General features: G+C 69.6%; 16 protein-coding genes. 11 read left to right on the top strand and 5 right to left on the bottom strand.

Annotated elements, in window-relative coordinates; translation table 11 throughout:
• Window positions 1-88 precede the first annotated feature (88 nt).
• Window positions 89-1,057 (top strand): peptidoglycan-binding protein, encoded by a 969-nt coding sequence (locus AC5YDV_RS13225; protein WP_496183846.1) that lies wholly within the window; start codon window positions 89-91, stop codon window positions 1,055-1,057.
• A 30-nt stretch (window positions 1,058-1,087) separates the two neighbouring features.
• Here AC5YDV_RS13225 and AC5YDV_RS13220 read toward each other — a convergent pair whose 3' ends face one another.
• Window positions 1,088-2,578 (bottom strand): FGGY family carbohydrate kinase, encoded by a 1,491-nt coding sequence (locus AC5YDV_RS13220; protein WP_496183847.1) that lies wholly within the window; start codon window positions 2,576-2,578, stop codon window positions 1,088-1,090.
• Window positions 2,579-2,639: 61 nt separating this feature from the next.
• On the opposite strand from AC5YDV_RS13220, the gene AC5YDV_RS13215 reads away from it, so the two are divergent.
• Window positions 2,640-3,059, top strand: a complete 420-nt coding sequence (locus tag AC5YDV_RS13215) for a hypothetical protein (RefSeq protein ID WP_496183848.1) — start codon at window positions 2,640-2,642, stop codon at window positions 3,057-3,059.
• A 242-nt stretch (window positions 3,060-3,301) separates the two neighbouring features.
• Entirely contained in the window at window positions 3,302-3,964 is a 663-nt protein-coding gene (locus AC5YDV_RS13210) for an RNA polymerase sigma factor (protein ID WP_496192505.1), read from the top strand.
• Window position 3,965: 1 nt separating this feature from the next.
• Here the strand turns inward: AC5YDV_RS13210 and AC5YDV_RS13205 are convergent, their stop codons facing one another.
• Window positions 3,966-4,622, bottom strand: coding sequence for a response regulator (locus AC5YDV_RS13205; RefSeq protein WP_496183850.1), 657 nt, complete (start codon window positions 4,620-4,622; stop codon window positions 3,966-3,968).
• Between the two features lie 3 nt (window positions 4,623-4,625).
• Window positions 4,626-5,849, bottom strand: coding sequence for a sensor histidine kinase (locus tag AC5YDV_RS13200; RefSeq protein WP_496183851.1), 1,224 nt, complete (start codon window positions 5,847-5,849; stop codon window positions 4,626-4,628).
• 34 nt (window positions 5,850-5,883) lie between these two features.
• Here AC5YDV_RS13200 and AC5YDV_RS13195 point away from each other — a divergent pair, with 34 nt between their 5' ends.
• The 3 genes from AC5YDV_RS13195 (at window position 5,884) to AC5YDV_RS13185 (ending at window position 8,544) form a co-directional block, all read left to right on the top strand.
• Window positions 5,884-6,033: a hypothetical protein gene (locus tag AC5YDV_RS13195; protein WP_496183852.1), complete on the top strand. Its 150-nt coding sequence runs from the start codon at window positions 5,884-5,886 to the stop codon at window positions 6,031-6,033.
• Entirely contained in the window at window positions 6,030-7,043 is a 1,014-nt protein-coding gene (locus AC5YDV_RS13190) for an LCP family protein (RefSeq protein WP_496183853.1), read from the top strand. The genes AC5YDV_RS13195 and AC5YDV_RS13190 overlap by 4 nt, the downstream gene beginning before the upstream one ends.
• A gap of 70 nt (window positions 7,044-7,113) precedes the next feature.
• A complete protein-coding gene (locus AC5YDV_RS13185) occupies window positions 7,114-8,544 on the top strand; it encodes a tyrosine phenol-lyase (protein WP_496183854.1) in 1,431 nt (476 codons plus the stop codon).
• 3 nt (window positions 8,545-8,547) lie between these two features.
• On the opposite strand, the gene AC5YDV_RS13180 is transcribed toward AC5YDV_RS13185, so the two are convergent.
• Together AC5YDV_RS13180 and AC5YDV_RS13175 are read right to left on the bottom strand one after the other, a co-directional pair.
• On the bottom strand, window positions 8,548-9,654 hold the full coding sequence (locus tag AC5YDV_RS13180; protein ID WP_496183855.1) for an LCP family protein: 1,107 nt from the start codon (window positions 9,652-9,654) through the stop codon (window positions 8,548-8,550).
• A gap of 67 nt (window positions 9,655-9,721) precedes the next feature.
• Window positions 9,722-10,813 (bottom strand): C40 family peptidase, encoded by a 1,092-nt coding sequence (locus AC5YDV_RS13175; RefSeq protein ID WP_496183856.1) that lies wholly within the window; start codon window positions 10,811-10,813, stop codon window positions 9,722-9,724.
• Window positions 10,814-11,064: 251 nt separating this feature from the next.
• Here AC5YDV_RS13175 and AC5YDV_RS13170 point away from each other — a divergent pair, with 251 nt between their 5' ends.
• From AC5YDV_RS13170 to AC5YDV_RS13150, 5 genes are all read left to right on the top strand, one after another.
• Window positions 11,065-11,637, top strand: a complete 573-nt coding sequence (locus AC5YDV_RS13170) for a hypothetical protein (RefSeq protein ID WP_496183857.1) — start codon at window positions 11,065-11,067, stop codon at window positions 11,635-11,637.
• A gap of 13 nt (window positions 11,638-11,650) precedes the next feature.
• Window positions 11,651-12,190: a flavodoxin domain-containing protein gene (locus tag AC5YDV_RS13165; protein ID WP_496183858.1), complete on the top strand. Its 540-nt coding sequence runs from the start codon at window positions 11,651-11,653 to the stop codon at window positions 12,188-12,190.
• A 428-nt stretch (window positions 12,191-12,618) separates the two neighbouring features.
• Window positions 12,619-13,890: an ATP-binding protein gene (locus AC5YDV_RS13160; RefSeq protein WP_496183859.1), complete on the top strand. Its 1,272-nt coding sequence runs from the start codon at window positions 12,619-12,621 to the stop codon at window positions 13,888-13,890.
• 118 nt (window positions 13,891-14,008) lie between these two features.
• The gene (locus AC5YDV_RS13155; protein WP_496183860.1) at window positions 14,009-14,563 is read left to right on the top strand and encodes an RNA polymerase sigma factor; all 555 of its coding nucleotides are present in this window, start codon (window positions 14,009-14,011) and stop codon (window positions 14,561-14,563) included.
• A gap of 8 nt (window positions 14,564-14,571) precedes the next feature.
• The gene (locus AC5YDV_RS13150) at window positions 14,572-15,597 is read left to right on the top strand and encodes a CU044_5270 family protein (protein ID WP_496192504.1); all 1,026 of its coding nucleotides are present in this window, start codon (window positions 14,572-14,574) and stop codon (window positions 15,595-15,597) included.
• The last annotated feature ends 87 nt before the right edge of the window (window positions 15,598-15,684 follow it).

The following is a 15,684-nucleotide window of genomic DNA, read 5'->3' as shown; positions in this document are numbered from 1 at the left end:
GACGCCAGCGGGGGGCGCTTTCGGCGCTAGTCAGACGTAGAATGGGATACCGAGCAAAACTTGCCCGGCCCTCCTCGAAGGAGCAGGCATGTCCGCCCTCGCCCGGCTGCTCCGGGGAGTCGTTTCCCTCGCGCTGATCACCTCAGCATTCATGGTGGTGGGGCCCGTCCCCGAGGCTTCCGCAGCCGTCAAGTACTGTTCGGCCTCCACGCCGGTCGCCAGCCGACCGCTCCTGCGGAAGGGCGACACGGGGTCGTGCGTGCGCACTCTCCAGAACGCCCTCATCGCCAAGGGCTACTCCGTCGGTTCGTATGGCGCCGACGGCATCTTCGGCCCCGCCACGGACGGCGCCGTGAGGCGCTTCCAGCAGGGCGCCTCCCTGGTGGTCGACGGCCTCGTCGGTCCCAAGACCTGGACGGCGCTGGTCACCGGCTCCACGGGTTCGACCAGCGGCGGCTCCACCTACAACGTCCAGCGCGGCGCGAACACGTCCTCCTACGTGGTGCTCGCCTTCGACGACTGCCCGAAGAGCCTCGCCGCGTTCAAGGAGACCGTCCTCGCGGCGGAACGCCAGGGCATCGCGCTGTCGCTCTTCCCCACCGGCAACTGCATCACCGCCGGGCGGTTCGACGCCGCGTTCGCGCGGGCGCACGGCCACTACGTGTTCAACCACACGATCTCGCACCCCAAGCTCACGACCCTCAGCTACGCATCGGTGTACTACCAGCTCGGCGCCCCTGGGGTGCAGGCCAACTACGGACGCCCGCCCTACGGCGCCTACAACACCTACACGGTGAAGAAGGCCTACGCCGACCGCGGCATGCGCATCTGGACGTGGAACGTCGACACCCGTGACTGGGAGGGCAAGTCGCAGTCGTCCGTCGTGTCGTACGTCGTCGCCAACACCCGTGCGGGCGACACGGTGTTGATGCACATGCAGTGGAACGCCTTCAACGGCACGGCGATCGGCCAGATGAAGAGCGGCCTCGGCAACCGTGGGCTGGGGGTCTGCCGGAACAAGGGGGCCACGGCGGTCCGGCCGACGATGAGCTGCTAGCGACGCTGAGCTGCCGAGCGACGCCGCACGTCAGTTCGCGTGCGCGATGACCTTGTCGTAGAGCACCTGGAACCGCTCGCTGCGGCGGTGGTAGTACCCGAGGCGTTCGGGGTGTGGCTGGAAGGACTCGCCCGAGGGTACTGGGGCCGGTGCCACACCCGGCGCGACGACGGGCAGCGTGTGCAGCGCCGTCCCGCGCAGGGTCGAACGCCTCAGGGTCAACGGCGTCACGGGGAGCCCGGAGGCGTCCGCGACGAGTTGCATGAGGCCCGGCAGGTCGTTGGTGACGCGTCCGGTCGCGACGATCTCGGACGGCGGCCCCGCCACCGTGACGAGCTCCTTCAACATCCGGACGTACGAGAGCGCCACGCCCTCGACCGTCGCCCGGTAGAGGTCGGACGCCGTGGTAGCGGCCGACACCCGCTGGAGGACCGCGCGGGCCTCGCCCACCCAGCCGGTGGACCGCTCGCCGGAGAACCAGGGCAGCACCACGGGCAGCCCGGGGACCGGGTCGGACAGCAGGAGAGCGGCCAGTTCCTCCTGGCCGGGCAACCGCAGCGTCGACTCCAGCCAGGTCACCGCGCGTCCGACATCGTTCAACGCGCCGCCCAGGATCGACGAGCGTTCGTCGATGCGGTTGCACCACAGGCCGCGGGGCAGGTTGTCGAGATCACCCTGGACGAGCACCCGCATGGCGCCCGACGTGGCCGCCGAGAGCACCATCCGGGACGAATCCACCGACCCCGCGCCGATGGACTGGCTGTGCCCGTCCGAGATGGGGGCGAACCACACGGCGTCCGACAGCTGGGGCCAAGCAGCGGAGACGGACGTGACCGGGGTCAGCGGCTCCGCCGGTGAGGCGATGGGGGACAACCGCTCGACCCCGACGCCGACCAAGGCCAGGATCTCGGCGTCCCACGTCCCCTCGCGACGGTTGAGCATCCCCGTCCACGCCGCCGTGGAGGTGCCTGCCGCGGTCGTCCCGATGATCCGGAGCCAGGCGTACTCGCCCAAGCTCATCCAGGTGCGCACCCGGTCGAAGGTGGCCCGGTCGTTCTGCTTCAGCCACAGGAAGCGCGAGGGCAGGTAGCCGGTGTGCTGCCGGGTGCCGGTGCGCTGCTGGGTGTCGTCCTCGTCGAGGATGCTCTTGAGGTAGTTGACCTGGGGCGCCGAGCGGGAGTCGGCGTACGTGTAGCACGGGGTGATGGCCGCGCCCGAGGCGTCCACCCCGACCAGCGACGAGGCGAACGTGTCGATCGCGACGGCGGCGACGGGATGGGGGAAGCCGGTCAGGGCGTCCCCGATGACCTCCCGGACCTCGGCGGTGACCTGGTCGGGGTCGATCGTCGAGGTGCCGTTCGCCATGGTGGTGAACGCGTGGGGAACCTTCGACCTGAACCTCTTCACCGGACGCGCGAGCGCGTCGTGGATCCCCGCGCGGGTGCCGGTCGACCCGACGTCGACGGCGAGGACGAAGGGAGCGACGGCCTCCTCGAGGCGGACGGTCAGTGAGCCGGTCACCCCTCAACGCTAGGGCCACAGGCCCTGCCGGTGTGCCGGTTGCAGCACCTAGCATGGGCCCATGTCCGAGGACGTTCCCGCAGGCCAACCCGCAGATCGAGGGGAGGCGGCCCGCCGCATGGCCGACCTGGCGGCGTCCGCGCGCCGGGGAGAGGCCCAGGCCGCGCAGGCGATCATCCACGACTTCCTCGTCCGGGTCCGCGAGCGCGGCATCGCGCCCGAACGCCTGCGGGCGAACCAGTTGGACGGGCGTCAGGTCAGGACCGACAAGGTCGGCTGGTACGTGAACAAGAAGCGCACCATCGCGATCGGCGAGGGCGGCGAGTGGTACGTCCTGACCGTCCCGTCATCGGCCTTCAGCCGCTTCACCGGCGTCAAACTCGAGGCGTCGCAACCCGAGTTGGTGGTCGGACGCGGTGGGCGCGACGGCGAGAGCGGCGACTTGGTGGACTTCCTGGAGCGCGTGCTCGACGGGGAGTGACCCGAAGCGGGTGCCCATACGGAGAAACGGCGCCGAGGGACTGCGGCACCCCAACCTGCAGCCCCCCGGGCAATTCTGAGATTAAGTGGGTGGGTCCGGCCGATCCATGGTTGCAGGCAGTTGCCACCGATTCGTCACCAAGTCGACATCTTCGGTGGCGACTACGGGCAACACTGACGGCTTCGCGGACAACAACCCGGACAACACCGGCCCGAGAACCTCGGGGCATGACGCACCCAGGCATGTCCCACACCCTCGCCCTCCTCAACGCCGAGTGGCACGACCTGGCGGATCGAGCCGTCCCACCCGCATGGCCGGCCACCTTCCCTGAGGGCCGCACGGCCTCGCTCCCGGGGGGCTCCTTCGCCGACCTCCTCGCCGGCATCCGCCGCGAGCCGGATCACGTGCTTGGGGCGCTGTTGTTGCTCCAGCACGAAGGCGATGGCAGGGCCGGACGCGTGGTCGTCCAGGCCATGCTCCCGAAGATGGTGCTGATGGCGGCGCGGGACGCCACGGCCGAGTTCGACGACTACCTCGCCGCCCTGTGGATCCGCATCGCGACCTACCCGCTGGCGCGGCGTCCGCGTCGCATCGCCGCCAACCTTGCCCTCGACACGCTCAAGTCCGTCAAGGGCGCCGTCCCCCGGGCGGCCCGGGGGCTACCCATTCCCGTCCTGGACCCCCTGGCCGACGCCACGACGGTGCTGGACGCCGGCGTCCGGCTCGGGGCCATCGACGGCCTCACGCAGCGCACGCTCGAGGCGGTGTACGTGGCCGGTCGGACGAGCAGGGACGCCGCCGCGGTCCTCGGCACGTCACCGGACGCCGTGCGCTGGCGCTGCTCCAAGGGCGTCCGGGCGCTCCGGGCGGTGGCGGGTGACCTGGTCGACCAGCTGGCCGCGTGACTCAGCGACCGACGAGCCCGTTCTCGTAGGCGAACAGCACCAGGCCGACCCGGTCCCGGGCCTGGAGCTTCGTGAGCAGTCGGCCGATGTGGGTCTTCACGGTGCCCTCGGCCATGAACAGGTTGCGGGCGATCTCCGCGTTGGTCGCTCCGGCAGCCACCTCGAGCAACACCTCCCGCTCACGCTCGGTGAGCAGCGCCAGTCGCGGGTCGTGCTCACCGGGCGTTGGGGACAGGGTTGGTGCCACGTGGTCCAGCAACCGCCGGGTCGTCGAGGGCGCGACCACGGCGTCCCCGGCGGCGACGTTGCGGATCGCGTTCAGCAGGTCGGCCGGACGGGCGTCCTTCAACAGGAACCCGGACGCCCCCGCCTTCAGCGCCGCGAACGCGTACTCGTCCAGGTCGAAGGTGGTCAGGACGAGCACCTTCGTGCCGAGGTGGGCGTCGATGATGCGGCGGGTCGCCTCGACGCCGTCCATGACGGGCATGCGGATGTCCATGAGCACGACGTCCGCGGGATCGGCCACCAGGGCGCGGACGGCCTCCGCCCCATCGGGCGCCTCGCCGACCACCTTGAGGTCGTCCTCGGAGTCGATGAGCATGCGGAAACCGCTGCGCACCAACGCCTGGTCATCGGCGAGGAAGACGCGGATGGTCATGGGTCAACTCCTTCGGGGAGGGGGTGTTCCGTTGCCGTGCACCGGGATCGTCGCGGTGACCCGGAAGCCGGGGCGTCCGGCGCGGGGCCCTGCCGACAGCGTGCCACCCATCGACGTGACCCGCTCGTACATGCCGCGCAAGCCGTTGCCGCCGCCGTCCGTCGGGTGGTCGATGCCCTCGCCGTCGTCCACGACGTCCACGGTGATGGCGGCCCGCCCCCAGGTCAGCGTCACCGTGGCATGGGCGTCCGGACCGGCGTGCTTCAGGAAGTTCGTCAGCGCCTCCTGCGCCACCCGGTACAACGTGAGCGCGAGCGCCTGGGGGACGGGGTAGGGCGTCCCTTGGACGACGAGCCGCGCACGATCGGACGTGCGCGAGACGAGTTCGGGAATGTCGCGGAGGGTCGGCATAGGCGCGTAGGTGGCCGGCTCAGGGGAGTGGGGATCGGACCGGAGCACCCCGACGATGCGGCGCATCTCGTGCAGGGCCTCGCGGCCGATCTCGGCGATCGTGTCGAGGGCCTCCGCCGCCACTTCGGGCTTGCGGGTGGCCGCTGCCCGTCCGCCCTCGGCCTGCACGATCATCACGGACAGCGAGTGGGCGACGATGTCGTGCAGTTCGCGGGCGATCATCGCCCGCGTGGACGCCTCGGCCAGCTTGGTCTGTTGCTCACGCTCGGCCAGTAGCATCTGGTAGCGCTCCTCGGCGGCCTGCACCTGGTGGGCGCGCGCCTCGGCCACCTCGCGGCTGCGGCGTCCGATGGCGTAGGGCGTCAGGACGGCGCCGAGGCAGGCGCCCCAGAAGAGCACGTCGGCGCTCGGGTTGGAGTCGGACCCCGGCACCCACCTCATCGGGCCCAGGACGGACGCGAACGCGCCGATCACGATGACGGATCGGGCGAGCGGTCCCGGGATCCAGCGGGCGACGCTGTAGGCGACCACCGGCACGGCGACGAGCGACACGGTGGGCACGGGCACCAGCACGAGCTGGAAGACACCCGCGAGCGTGCACAGGGCGAGCATCGCCAGGGGCGCATGGCGTCGCAGGGCCAGGGGCAGGGTCATCGAGGCCGACAGGGCGACCAGCCCGGCGTACTGGATGGGCTCGGAGAGCCCGACGATGTAGGGGACGACCGAGACGAAAGTCAAGGACACGGCGAGGATGCCGTCCGCCACCCAATCGCGCTGGGAGGCGCCCGGCGGGAAGACGACGTCCACCATGCTCATCGTCACAAGCGTAGGCCCCCCTACAATGGCCGCCGTGAGAGCAGCAGCAGTCATCGCCTCGGCGCTCGCCGTCGGTGCGGTCGTCCTCGTCAGCCGTCGGCGCGATGCGCGTGAGGCGGCCGCGCGGACGTGGGCGGCGGCCACCGACTCCTTGGGTGTCCGACCCGCGGGCCTCGGGGCATGACCGCGGGTCGCCGCGTGGCCGAGGAGGCTCGCGGGAAGCGGGGCTTCCTCGCGTGGTCCTTCACCGTCATCGGCATCATCACGGCGCTGGCGCTCATCGTGGCAGGCTTCTACGTCTGGCGCGTGTGGTCGACCGCGAACGACATGAGCCGCACGAACTCGCTGCTGCCGGCCGACGACCCGAACCGTCCGGCGGCGGACGCCACCGCGTCCGGCTCGTTCAACTACGTGTTGATGGGCAGCGACTCCCGCGCCGAGGGTGACCGGGGCCGCAGCGACGTGCTGATGCTGGCCCACGTGCCCCCGGGCCGCGACAAGGTCTACGTCGTGTCCTTCCCGCGTGACATGTGGGTCGAGGTCCCCGGGCGGGGGTACGCGAAGATCAACGCCGCGTACGCGTACGGCGGCGACGCCCTGGCCACGCGCACGCTGGAGTCGCTCGTCGGCGTCCGGATGGACCACGCGGCCAAGATCGACTTCGAGGGCTTCATGGGCCTGACCGAGGAGTTGGGCGGCGTGACCGTGAACAACCGGGTCGCCTCGAGCGTGGGGGAGTACAGGTGGCCGAAGGGCGAGATCACGATCCAGGGCGACGAGGCGCTGACGTACGTCCGCCAGCGCCACGGGCTGCCGGGGGGTGACCTGGACCGGGCGGAGCGCCAACGCGCCACGGTCAAGGCGATCCTGATGAAGATGATGACGGGCAACGTGCTGGCCAACCCGGTGACCTTCAACAACGTGATGGGCCAGCTCGGCCAGTACTTCACGGTCGACGAGGGGCTCACCAACGAGGTGATCTTCAGCACCGCGACCAGCATGAGGGTGAACTCGGGCGACGACATCGTGATCCTGCAGGCGCCGATCTCGGGCTTCGGCACGTCGGCCGACGGCCAGTCGATCGACATCGTCAACGAGCCGCAGCTGGAGGAGATGGGCAAGGCGATCCGCACCGGCACCATGGACGCCTACTACGCGAAGTACCGCGACCAGCCGTTCACCGGAGGCAAGTGACGGTTCAACTGAACTGTTGAGGCGGACGCCGCCCTCCCGGCGCGACCGGGCGCGGGCCTAGTGTCGGGCCATGGATGAGCAACGTCGCCCCTCCTCGCTGCACACGATGGGCCAGCAGCAGGACCGCCGCAGTTGGGCCGAGCCCTACAAGATCAAGGTCGTCGAGCCCCTGTACATGACGACCCGCGAGCACCGCGAACAAGCGCTGGCCGAAGCCGGCTGGAACACCTTCCTCCTGCACAGCCGGGACGTCTACATCGACCTGCTGACCGACTCGGGCACCAACGCCATGAGCGATCGCCAGTGGGCCGGGATGATGCTGGGCGACGAGGCGTACGCGGGCAGCGAGAACTTCTACCACCTCGAGCAGACCGTCAAGGAGTGCTACGGCCACGAGCACCTCGTCCCCACCCACCAGGGGCGCGGTGCGGAGAACATCCTGTCGTCGGTGCTGATCCGGCCGGGACACCACGTGCCCGGGAACATGTACTTCACGACCACCCGGTTCCACCAGGAGCGCAACGGGGCGACCTTCCACGACATCATCGTGGACGAGGCGCATGACACCTCGTCGGAGTTCGAGTTCAAGGGGAACGTCGACCTCGACAAGCTGCAGCGGCTCATCGACGAGGTGGGGGCGGACGCCATCCCCTACGTCTGCGTGGCCGCCACCGTGAACATGGCCGGCGGCCAGCCGATCTCGATGGCCAACATGAGGGCCGTCCGTGAGGTGACGTCGCGGTACGGCATCCCGATCTATCTGGACGCCACGCGCGCCGTCGAGAACGCGCTGTTCATCCAGGAACGCGAGGAGGGCTACGCGGACAAGCCCATCGCCGCGATCCTGAAGGAGTTCTGCTCCCACTCCGACGGCGCGACGATGTCCGGGAAGAAGGACCCGCTGGTCAACATCGGGGGCTGGCTCTCCACGAACGACCCCGAGGTGTTCGAGGAGGCCCGCAACCTGGTCGTCGTGTACGAGGGCCTGCACACCTACGGTGGCATGGCCGGCCGCGACATGGAGGCGATGGCGATCGGCATCAGGGAGTCGCTCAACGACGACCACATGAAGTCGCGGGTGGGGCAGGTCCGCTACCTCGGCATGCTGCTGGAGCAGTGGGGGATCCCGTTCGTGCGGCCCGTCGGTGGGCACGGCATCTTCCTGGACGCCCGGGGGTTCTACCCGCACCTCGACCAGGAGGAGTTCCCGGCGCAGATGCTGGCCGCGCAGCTGTACCTGGAGTCGGGAGTCCGCTCGATGGAACGCGGCATCGTCTCGGCCGGCCGGGACGCGGTGACCGGCGAGAACCACCACCCCAAGCTCGAGCTCGTCCGGCTGACGATCCCGCGGCGGGTCTACACGCAGGCGCACATGGACGTCGTTGCCGAGTCGGTGAAGGAGTGCTGGGAGCACCGCGAATCCGTGAAGGGCCTCACGATGGTGCACGAGCCGAAGTACCTGCGGTTCTTCCAGGCGAGGTTCGAGCCCAAGGGTTCCTGACCGTCAGCGCGGGTAGGACGCCATCCGTCCAGTCCGGATGGCGTCCGCCATCGCCCGCATCCGGGGCCAATCGACGAGGTTGATGGACTGGCCGCCGCGGCTGCGGCCGAAGCCGGCGATGGGGGCCTGCATGCTGATGATGTCGCCGCTCCCCGTGATCCGCATGCTGACGGCCGTGCTGTAGATCTTGTCGTTGGTGAGTCCGGAGTCCACGGTGAAGAACTGGCCGAGCCGTCCGACCACGTCGTTGAACTTGGCGGGGTTGGCGAGGACGTCCGCCGACAGCATCTTGGCCAGGATCGCCTGGACCACTGCGCGCTGGCGCTCCGCGCGTCCGAGGTCACCTCCGGGCACGTTGTAGCGCTCGCGGACGTACTTCAGAGCCGCGTCGCCCGACACCGTGATCTGACCCTTCGGGAAGCCGGGGGTCGCGTGCTTGTTGGTGACGGTCACGCCGCCCAGGGCCGTGGTGAGCCCCGAGAAGCCGGTGAAGTTGATCATCACCGCGTGGTCGATGCGGGTGTTGATGAGGTTCTCGACGGTCCGGACGGCCAGGGGGACGCCGCCGTACGCGTAGCCGGCGTTGATCTTGGCCGCACCCCGGCCGGGGATGGTGACCCACATGTCGCGGGTGAACGAGATCAGGTACACCTTGTCGTGGCCCGGGGGGACGTGGGCGAGGATCATCACGTCGCTGCGGCCGCGGTCGGATCCACGGGAGTCCGAGCCGAGGAGCAGGTAGTTGAGCGAACCGGGCGCCCCGAGACCCGGACGCCCCGGGTTGATGCTGCCGCCCGGGTCGGCGATGCCGCCCTCGATGCTGGGGATGTCCTCGTTCGTGATGGGGATCTCGCCCTCTCCCGACGACGCCTCGCCCTCGGCGGTGCCCAGGTTGGGTGCCTGGTCCACGTCGGCGTCCATCTGGAGCGGGGAGTCATCGGGCATGAGGTCCTCGCGCGGCATCGCCGTGAGCGCCTGGTTCACCGACCAGAGGTAGAACCCTCCGACGCCCAGCACCGCGGCGAGGACGAGCGCGACCACACCGATCAGGACGCGGCGCAGCGGACGCTTCTTCGTCTCGTTCTTCGTCTTGGCGGACATCTCGGTCATGGGGGACGACCTCCGGCTCAGCTTGGCCCGAGTCTAGGTGATGGGTTCCCGGCGCAGGGAAGGGCCATCATCGAAATACGCGTTTGGCGTAGGGAAGCACGTAGCTGGAGCCGTATTGGGCGGTGTAGCGGCGGACGCCCGCGGTGGCGCCGTAGGACTCCATCATCATCCCGTCGCCCAGGTAGATCGCCACGTGGTGCACGACGCCGGACGCGTTGCCGAAGAAGATCAGGTCCCCCCGCTGGCGATCTTTGATGGGGATGCTCTGGAAGTTCCCGTGCCGGTACAACTCCCCCGAGGTTCGATAGGTCGGCTCCGCGTGCTTGACCACGTTGATGGGCTGCGGGTCGTACCCGGCTGCGTAGATGGCCTGCAGCACCAGGCCCGAGCAGTCGTACCCCAGCTCGTACGGCCCCGCCCCGCCCCACGTGTAGCGCGACCCCTTCTGGGCGAGCGCGTACTCGATCATCGTGTCGGTGCGCTGCGCCGCGCTCGCCGAGAGGGGGAGCCGGGGCTTGACCTGGTAGGCGTCGATCGTCCACGCGTAGCCGGTGTCGAGGGCGTTCCACGTGGCCTCGTCGACCTCGCCGGTGGCGGGCAGCCCCCGCTCCTGCTGGAAGGCCGTCACCTTCGCCCTGGTCGTGGCGTCGTAGGTGCCCATCTTCGACGTGGGGCCGTCGATCCCGAAGTGCTTGCGCACGAGGTAGACCCGGGTGCCGTTCCAGCCGTCCCGGATCGTGACGCCACCCTGCACCGGGGTGATCGACGTGACGTACGTCAGGCTGGGAGCCGGCTTGGACGTCGCGGTCTTGGCCGGCGTCGGCTTGGTCGTCGCCTTGCTGGTGGCCTTGGCCGACGGAGCAGCGGACGCCCGCGCCTTGGGGGTGGGGCTCCTGCTCAGCTTGGGTGACGGCTGTGGCGTGGTGGACGCCGGGGACGGGCTGGGCGCCTGCTCGGGCGTGGTGGTCGGCGTGGGACTTCCGAGAGCGGCCTCCGGCGTCGCTGGGCCGATCGGCGTCACGTCCGCGGTCGCGGGCGCCGGGGTGGCGGACACGGTGGTGGCGCCGGGGTTCAGGAGGGACGAGCCGAGCGCGATCCCTGCCAGAGCGGACGCCGTGAGCACCGCGGCACCGGCGACGGCGAGCATGCGGGTCTTCACGGTGACTGGTACCTCTCGGGTGGATCAGGGTCGATGGCCCCATCTTGTCAGGTCAGCCAGTGAGTCCTCCTGACTTGGACGAACGCCTCTCCCCTCCTCCACCCAGCGCCGTGATTCGGCGTAACATTGACCGCAGGAGATCGCTGCCATGGTCACCCACACCGTCGAGGGCGCCCCCCCTTCGCTACAAGGCTTCCCCCCAGCCGGCCACCCGGCGGCTGGTGCAGGTGCTCGGCCTCATGGTGGCCGCGATGGGCGCTGAACACGGCTTGGGAGAAGTCCTGCAGGGCGATCGCGCGCTGGCTGGGCCCATGATCCAGTCGTGGCCGGACAGCCGCCTCTTCCGCATCGAGAACGGTGAGCCGGCATTCACGCTGCTCCCTCACCCGGTGGCCGCGGGCGTCCTCACGCTCGTGGTGGCCGCCGGCTTCGCGGTGCGGTCCTGGTACATCGACCGGGGCGCGCACCCCCGGCGGGACTTGCTGGTGTTGTCGGGTGTCCTGTTCCTCGTGGGGGGCGGTTTCGGGCCACCCCTGATCGGCGTGGCCCTGAGCATTCCGGCGGGATGGGTGCGGCGGCGTCCGGCGGATCGAACCAGCGGGTGGTGGCGCGGACTCGGCGGGGCGTCCGGGTGGCTGCTCGCCGCCGCGATGGGCGGTTGGCTGGCCCTGGTGCCGGGGATGCCGCTCCTCGACGTCACCGTGGGCGTCAGCGACGCCTGGATACTTCCGGTCTTCGTGGCAGCCGTGGCCCTGTCGATTCTGGCCACGATCGCCGCTCGGGCGCGAGACGCGTGCCGGACGGCGACGACGTCACCACAGTGAAAGGACAGAGATCATGAAGGTACTCGTGGCGTACGCCACCCGGCACGGCTCCACGGCGGGGATCGCCGAGCGGATCGCCGCCACTCTCGCAGCGCACGGCCACACGGCGGACGCCGTGTCGGTCGAGGAGGCGGGTCCCGTCGAGGGCTACGACGCGGTTGTGCTCGGTGGGGCCGCGTACATGTTCCACTGGCTCAAGCCCGCTCTCCAGTTCGCCCGCCGGCACCAAGCGGCGCTCGCCCAGCGGCCGGTGTGGCTGTTCAGCAGCGGCCCGCTCGGCACGGCGGACGTGGACGACGAGGGCAAGGACGTGCGGGCCGACGCCCGGCCCCAGGAGTTCGATGAGTTGACCCGAGAGCTGTCGCCACGCGGGGAACGAGTGTTCTTCGGCGCCTTCGATCCGGCCCAGAAGCCGGTCGGGCTCGGCGAACGGCTCACGCGCGCCATGCCGGCCTCGCGCGACCTGTTGCCCGAGGGCGACTTCCGCGACTGGGACGACATTGACGCCTGGGCCACACAGATCGCACTGGAACTCGCCGGCCCGACCGAGTGATGGCCGCGGCCTTTCGGGTCACTGCGGCCTGGTGCTGTCATTGGCGTGGGGGTCGACGTGGATCTGGGTGTGAGCGACCCGGTCGCAGCTCGACTTCCGCGCCAATCGATACCGCCGCCGGCGATGGACCTTGACCGGAAATCCACTGCTCGGCCGACAGGCGTCCATTCCAGACTCGAAGCTGACCAGAGTCAGCGCACTCCCAATGGGCCAGTTGCGTACGTCCACCTGGAGTGAGCCAGTGGCGGACGCCAACCTCGAGAGTAGCAACCTCACGGGGATGGGCGTGTCATCACTCAACTGCCCAGTAGCGGTCGTCGAGGGATGTGCATGAGAACGCGCATATGCCGGTGCGCGTTCCTGCGATGTGTCTGATTCCAGCCCTGCTAGATGACTGATTCGAATCCTGCTTCTTGTATGGTTGCTTCATGGAGTATGCACGCCGCATCCTGGACGACGAGTTGGATGAGCTATTCGGCCAGGTTCCAGCGATCGCGATCGACGGCGTCAAGGGGGTCGGGAAGACCACGACCGCCGGGCAGCGGGTCGCCGGGGTGGTGCGGTTGGATTCCAAGGCCGTCCGGGAGTCGATCGCCGCCGAACCGGAGCAGGTGTTGGGGCGTGGGCGTCCTCTGTTGATCGATGAGTGGCAGAAGGTCCCCGAAGTGTGGGATGTGGTCAGGCGTGCCGTGGATGCCAACCCGGCGGGCGGGCAGTTCTTGTTGGCCGGCAGCGCCACCCCCGCGCCGGGGGCCACCGCCCATTCCGGGGCCGGCCGGATCGGCCGGTTGCGGATGCGTCCCATGACCCTGTCCGAACGTGGCGTGTCCGAGCCGACGGTGAGCCTGCGCGACCTGCTGTCGGGACGCCGTGGGTCGCTGACCGGGTCGTGTCCCTTGACCTTGAGTGACTACGTGGAGGAGATCGTCGCCTCGGGGTTCCCCGCGATCCGACCCCTGGCGGGGCGGTCGCGAAGGTTCCAGCTCGACTCCTACCTGCACAACGCGGTCGATCGGGACGTGCCCGAACAAGGGCTGGCAGTGCGCAAACCCGAGGCGATGCTGAAGTGGTTGCGGGCCTACGCCGCGGCCACGTCGACCACGGCCAGTTACGCGCAAATCCTGGACGCCGCCACGCCGGGTCAGGGCGACAAGCCGGCCCGGTCCACGTCGATCGCCTACCGGGACGTGCTGACCGGCTTGTGGCTGCTGGATCCGGTGCCGGCGTGGGCGCCCTCGGGGAGTCTGTTGACCCGGCTGGGTCAGACCCCGAAGCACCATCTGGCCGACCCGGCGCTCGCCGCCCGCCTTCTCGGCCTGACCCGGGAAGCCCTGTTGGATGGCGCCGGGACGGCGGTGGGACCCCAAACGGGCAGCATCCTGGGGCACCTGTTCGAATCATTGGTGACCCTGTGCGTCCGGGTTCCCGCTCAGGCGGCCGAGGCCACCATTGGTCACCTACGGACCCGTAACGGCGACCACGAGGTTGACCTGGTGGTCGTCCGCGACGACGGCCGCGCTGTGGCTGTTGAGGTCAAGCTGGCCAACACCGTCACCGATGCCGACACCAAACACCTCCACTGGCTGGCCGACCGCATGGGCGACCAGCTGTTGGACGCCATCGTCGTCAACACCGGCCCGAACGCCTATCGGCGTCCCGACGGGATCGGCGTCGTCCCCCTCGGACTCCTCGCCCCGTGAACACCCAGGTCGTACCGGACAGCCTGCCCGCACCCCGGCAGGTGGGCGTAGCGGCGGGATCTCGGTGCGCCAGCGCGCCGCCGTGTGACGTTTCGACGTCGGGCGGGAACTACTGGGTATGAGACATCAACGGCCCGCTCGGGAGCGCGACTGGCTGGAACTCCTGTTCGACCGCCACGCCACCCAGTTGCGAGCGTTCGCCGTGCGCAGAGTGGCCGCCAGCAACGCCGACGACATCGTCGCCGACGTCTTCGCCACCGCGTGGCGGCGACGCGAGTACGTCCCCGACCCCGCGCTGCCGTGGCTGTACCAGACCGCCCGGAACGTCATCCTTCACCACTATCGCAGCGAAGCGCGTCGGGCCTCCCTGCAGCACGCCCTCGAGACGACCTTGCCACCAGCGGCGGCACCCTCGGCTGAAGAACAGGCGCGCAGCCTCGTCGATGACCTGCTCGACCGCCTCGACGACACCGACGCCGAAGTCCTCCGCCTCACCGTCTGGGAACAACTCACCCCCGCCGAGATCGCCCTCGTGCTCGACATCACCCCAGGAGCCGCCCGCACTCGCCTCCTCCGGGCCCGTCAACGAGCGCAACAGCTCTACCAGGCCAGCACCACCGCCGCTCCGTTGCGGCGCGCGCCTGCCACCGAACCCTGCTCCGCCACCCGCTAGGACACGCCATGACCACACAATTTGAAGATCAACTTCGTCAGCACGACCCCGCCGCCCACACGCCCGCGTTCACCGCCACCGAACGTGACCGGATCCTGCACGACGCCATCACCGCAATCCCCACCCCCAGACACAGTGGGCAGAGGATCATCCGGGTCTTGGTGGCCGCGTCCGCCGCCCTGGTCGTCGGCGGGCTCGGCTACCAGTCCGTGGCGGTCGGCGCAGCGACCGCGCACGCGTCCGAACTGCTGGCCCAAGCTGCGATCAGGGCCACCGATCCCGTCAGCCGGCCGGGCCAGTACTGGGAACTCACTTCCAGCGGGACCAGCCTGGTCACCGAATACGCCGGCCTCGACACCCGCGTGTGGCTGACCCGCACCACCAACACCGACTACGTCGCCGTCGACGGGAAACGTCCCAGCTGGTTCATCCGCGAACCCACCACCGTGGAACACCAACTCCTCGGCACCCCCGCAGACCGCACCACCCCGTACACCAAGACGGCCGTGTGGACCACGAACCTCACCCCGGAGCAGATCCCCGCCAGCTGGAACCAGCCCTCACCCACCTGGCTCGCCTCACTGCCCCGCGACACCCAGGCCCTGCGTGACAGGCTCTACGCCGACAACCAAGGCCACGGCAACAACCCCGACGACCAGGCCTTCACCGCCGTGGCAGACGTCCTGAACTCCGGGCTGGTGCCCGCCGATCTCCGCTCCGCCCTCTACGAGGTGCTCCGCACCATCCCCGGCACCACCCTGACCGACGACTCCGTCACCTTGTCGACCGGACACACCGGCGTCGGGATCGGCCGCCACGACGCCTTCGGCGGCCACCAATCCCTCGTCATCGACCCCGACACCGGCCAGGTCCTCGGCGAAATCACCGAAACCACCTTCATCCCCGTCGTCGGACCCACCATCAGCACCGAACAGACCATCAAACGGCGGCTCGTCGACAGCATTCCCCAGCCCATCCAGGACCAGGCGGACCGGGAGCACTGCACCATCACCAACAACACAGTCACCTGCTGAGACCAGCACACGAGCCGCCCCGGCAGGGGGCGGCTCGTTCCAGTTCAGCGCACCAGCGACGAAGTGACGCACATCCGGTTCTGCCGC

This window comes from Propioniciclava sp. LT432, from assembly GCF_059515965.1.
The sequence above is the reverse complement of the archived record's forward strand: the minus strand, read 5'-3'. Positions and strand labels throughout refer to the sequence as shown.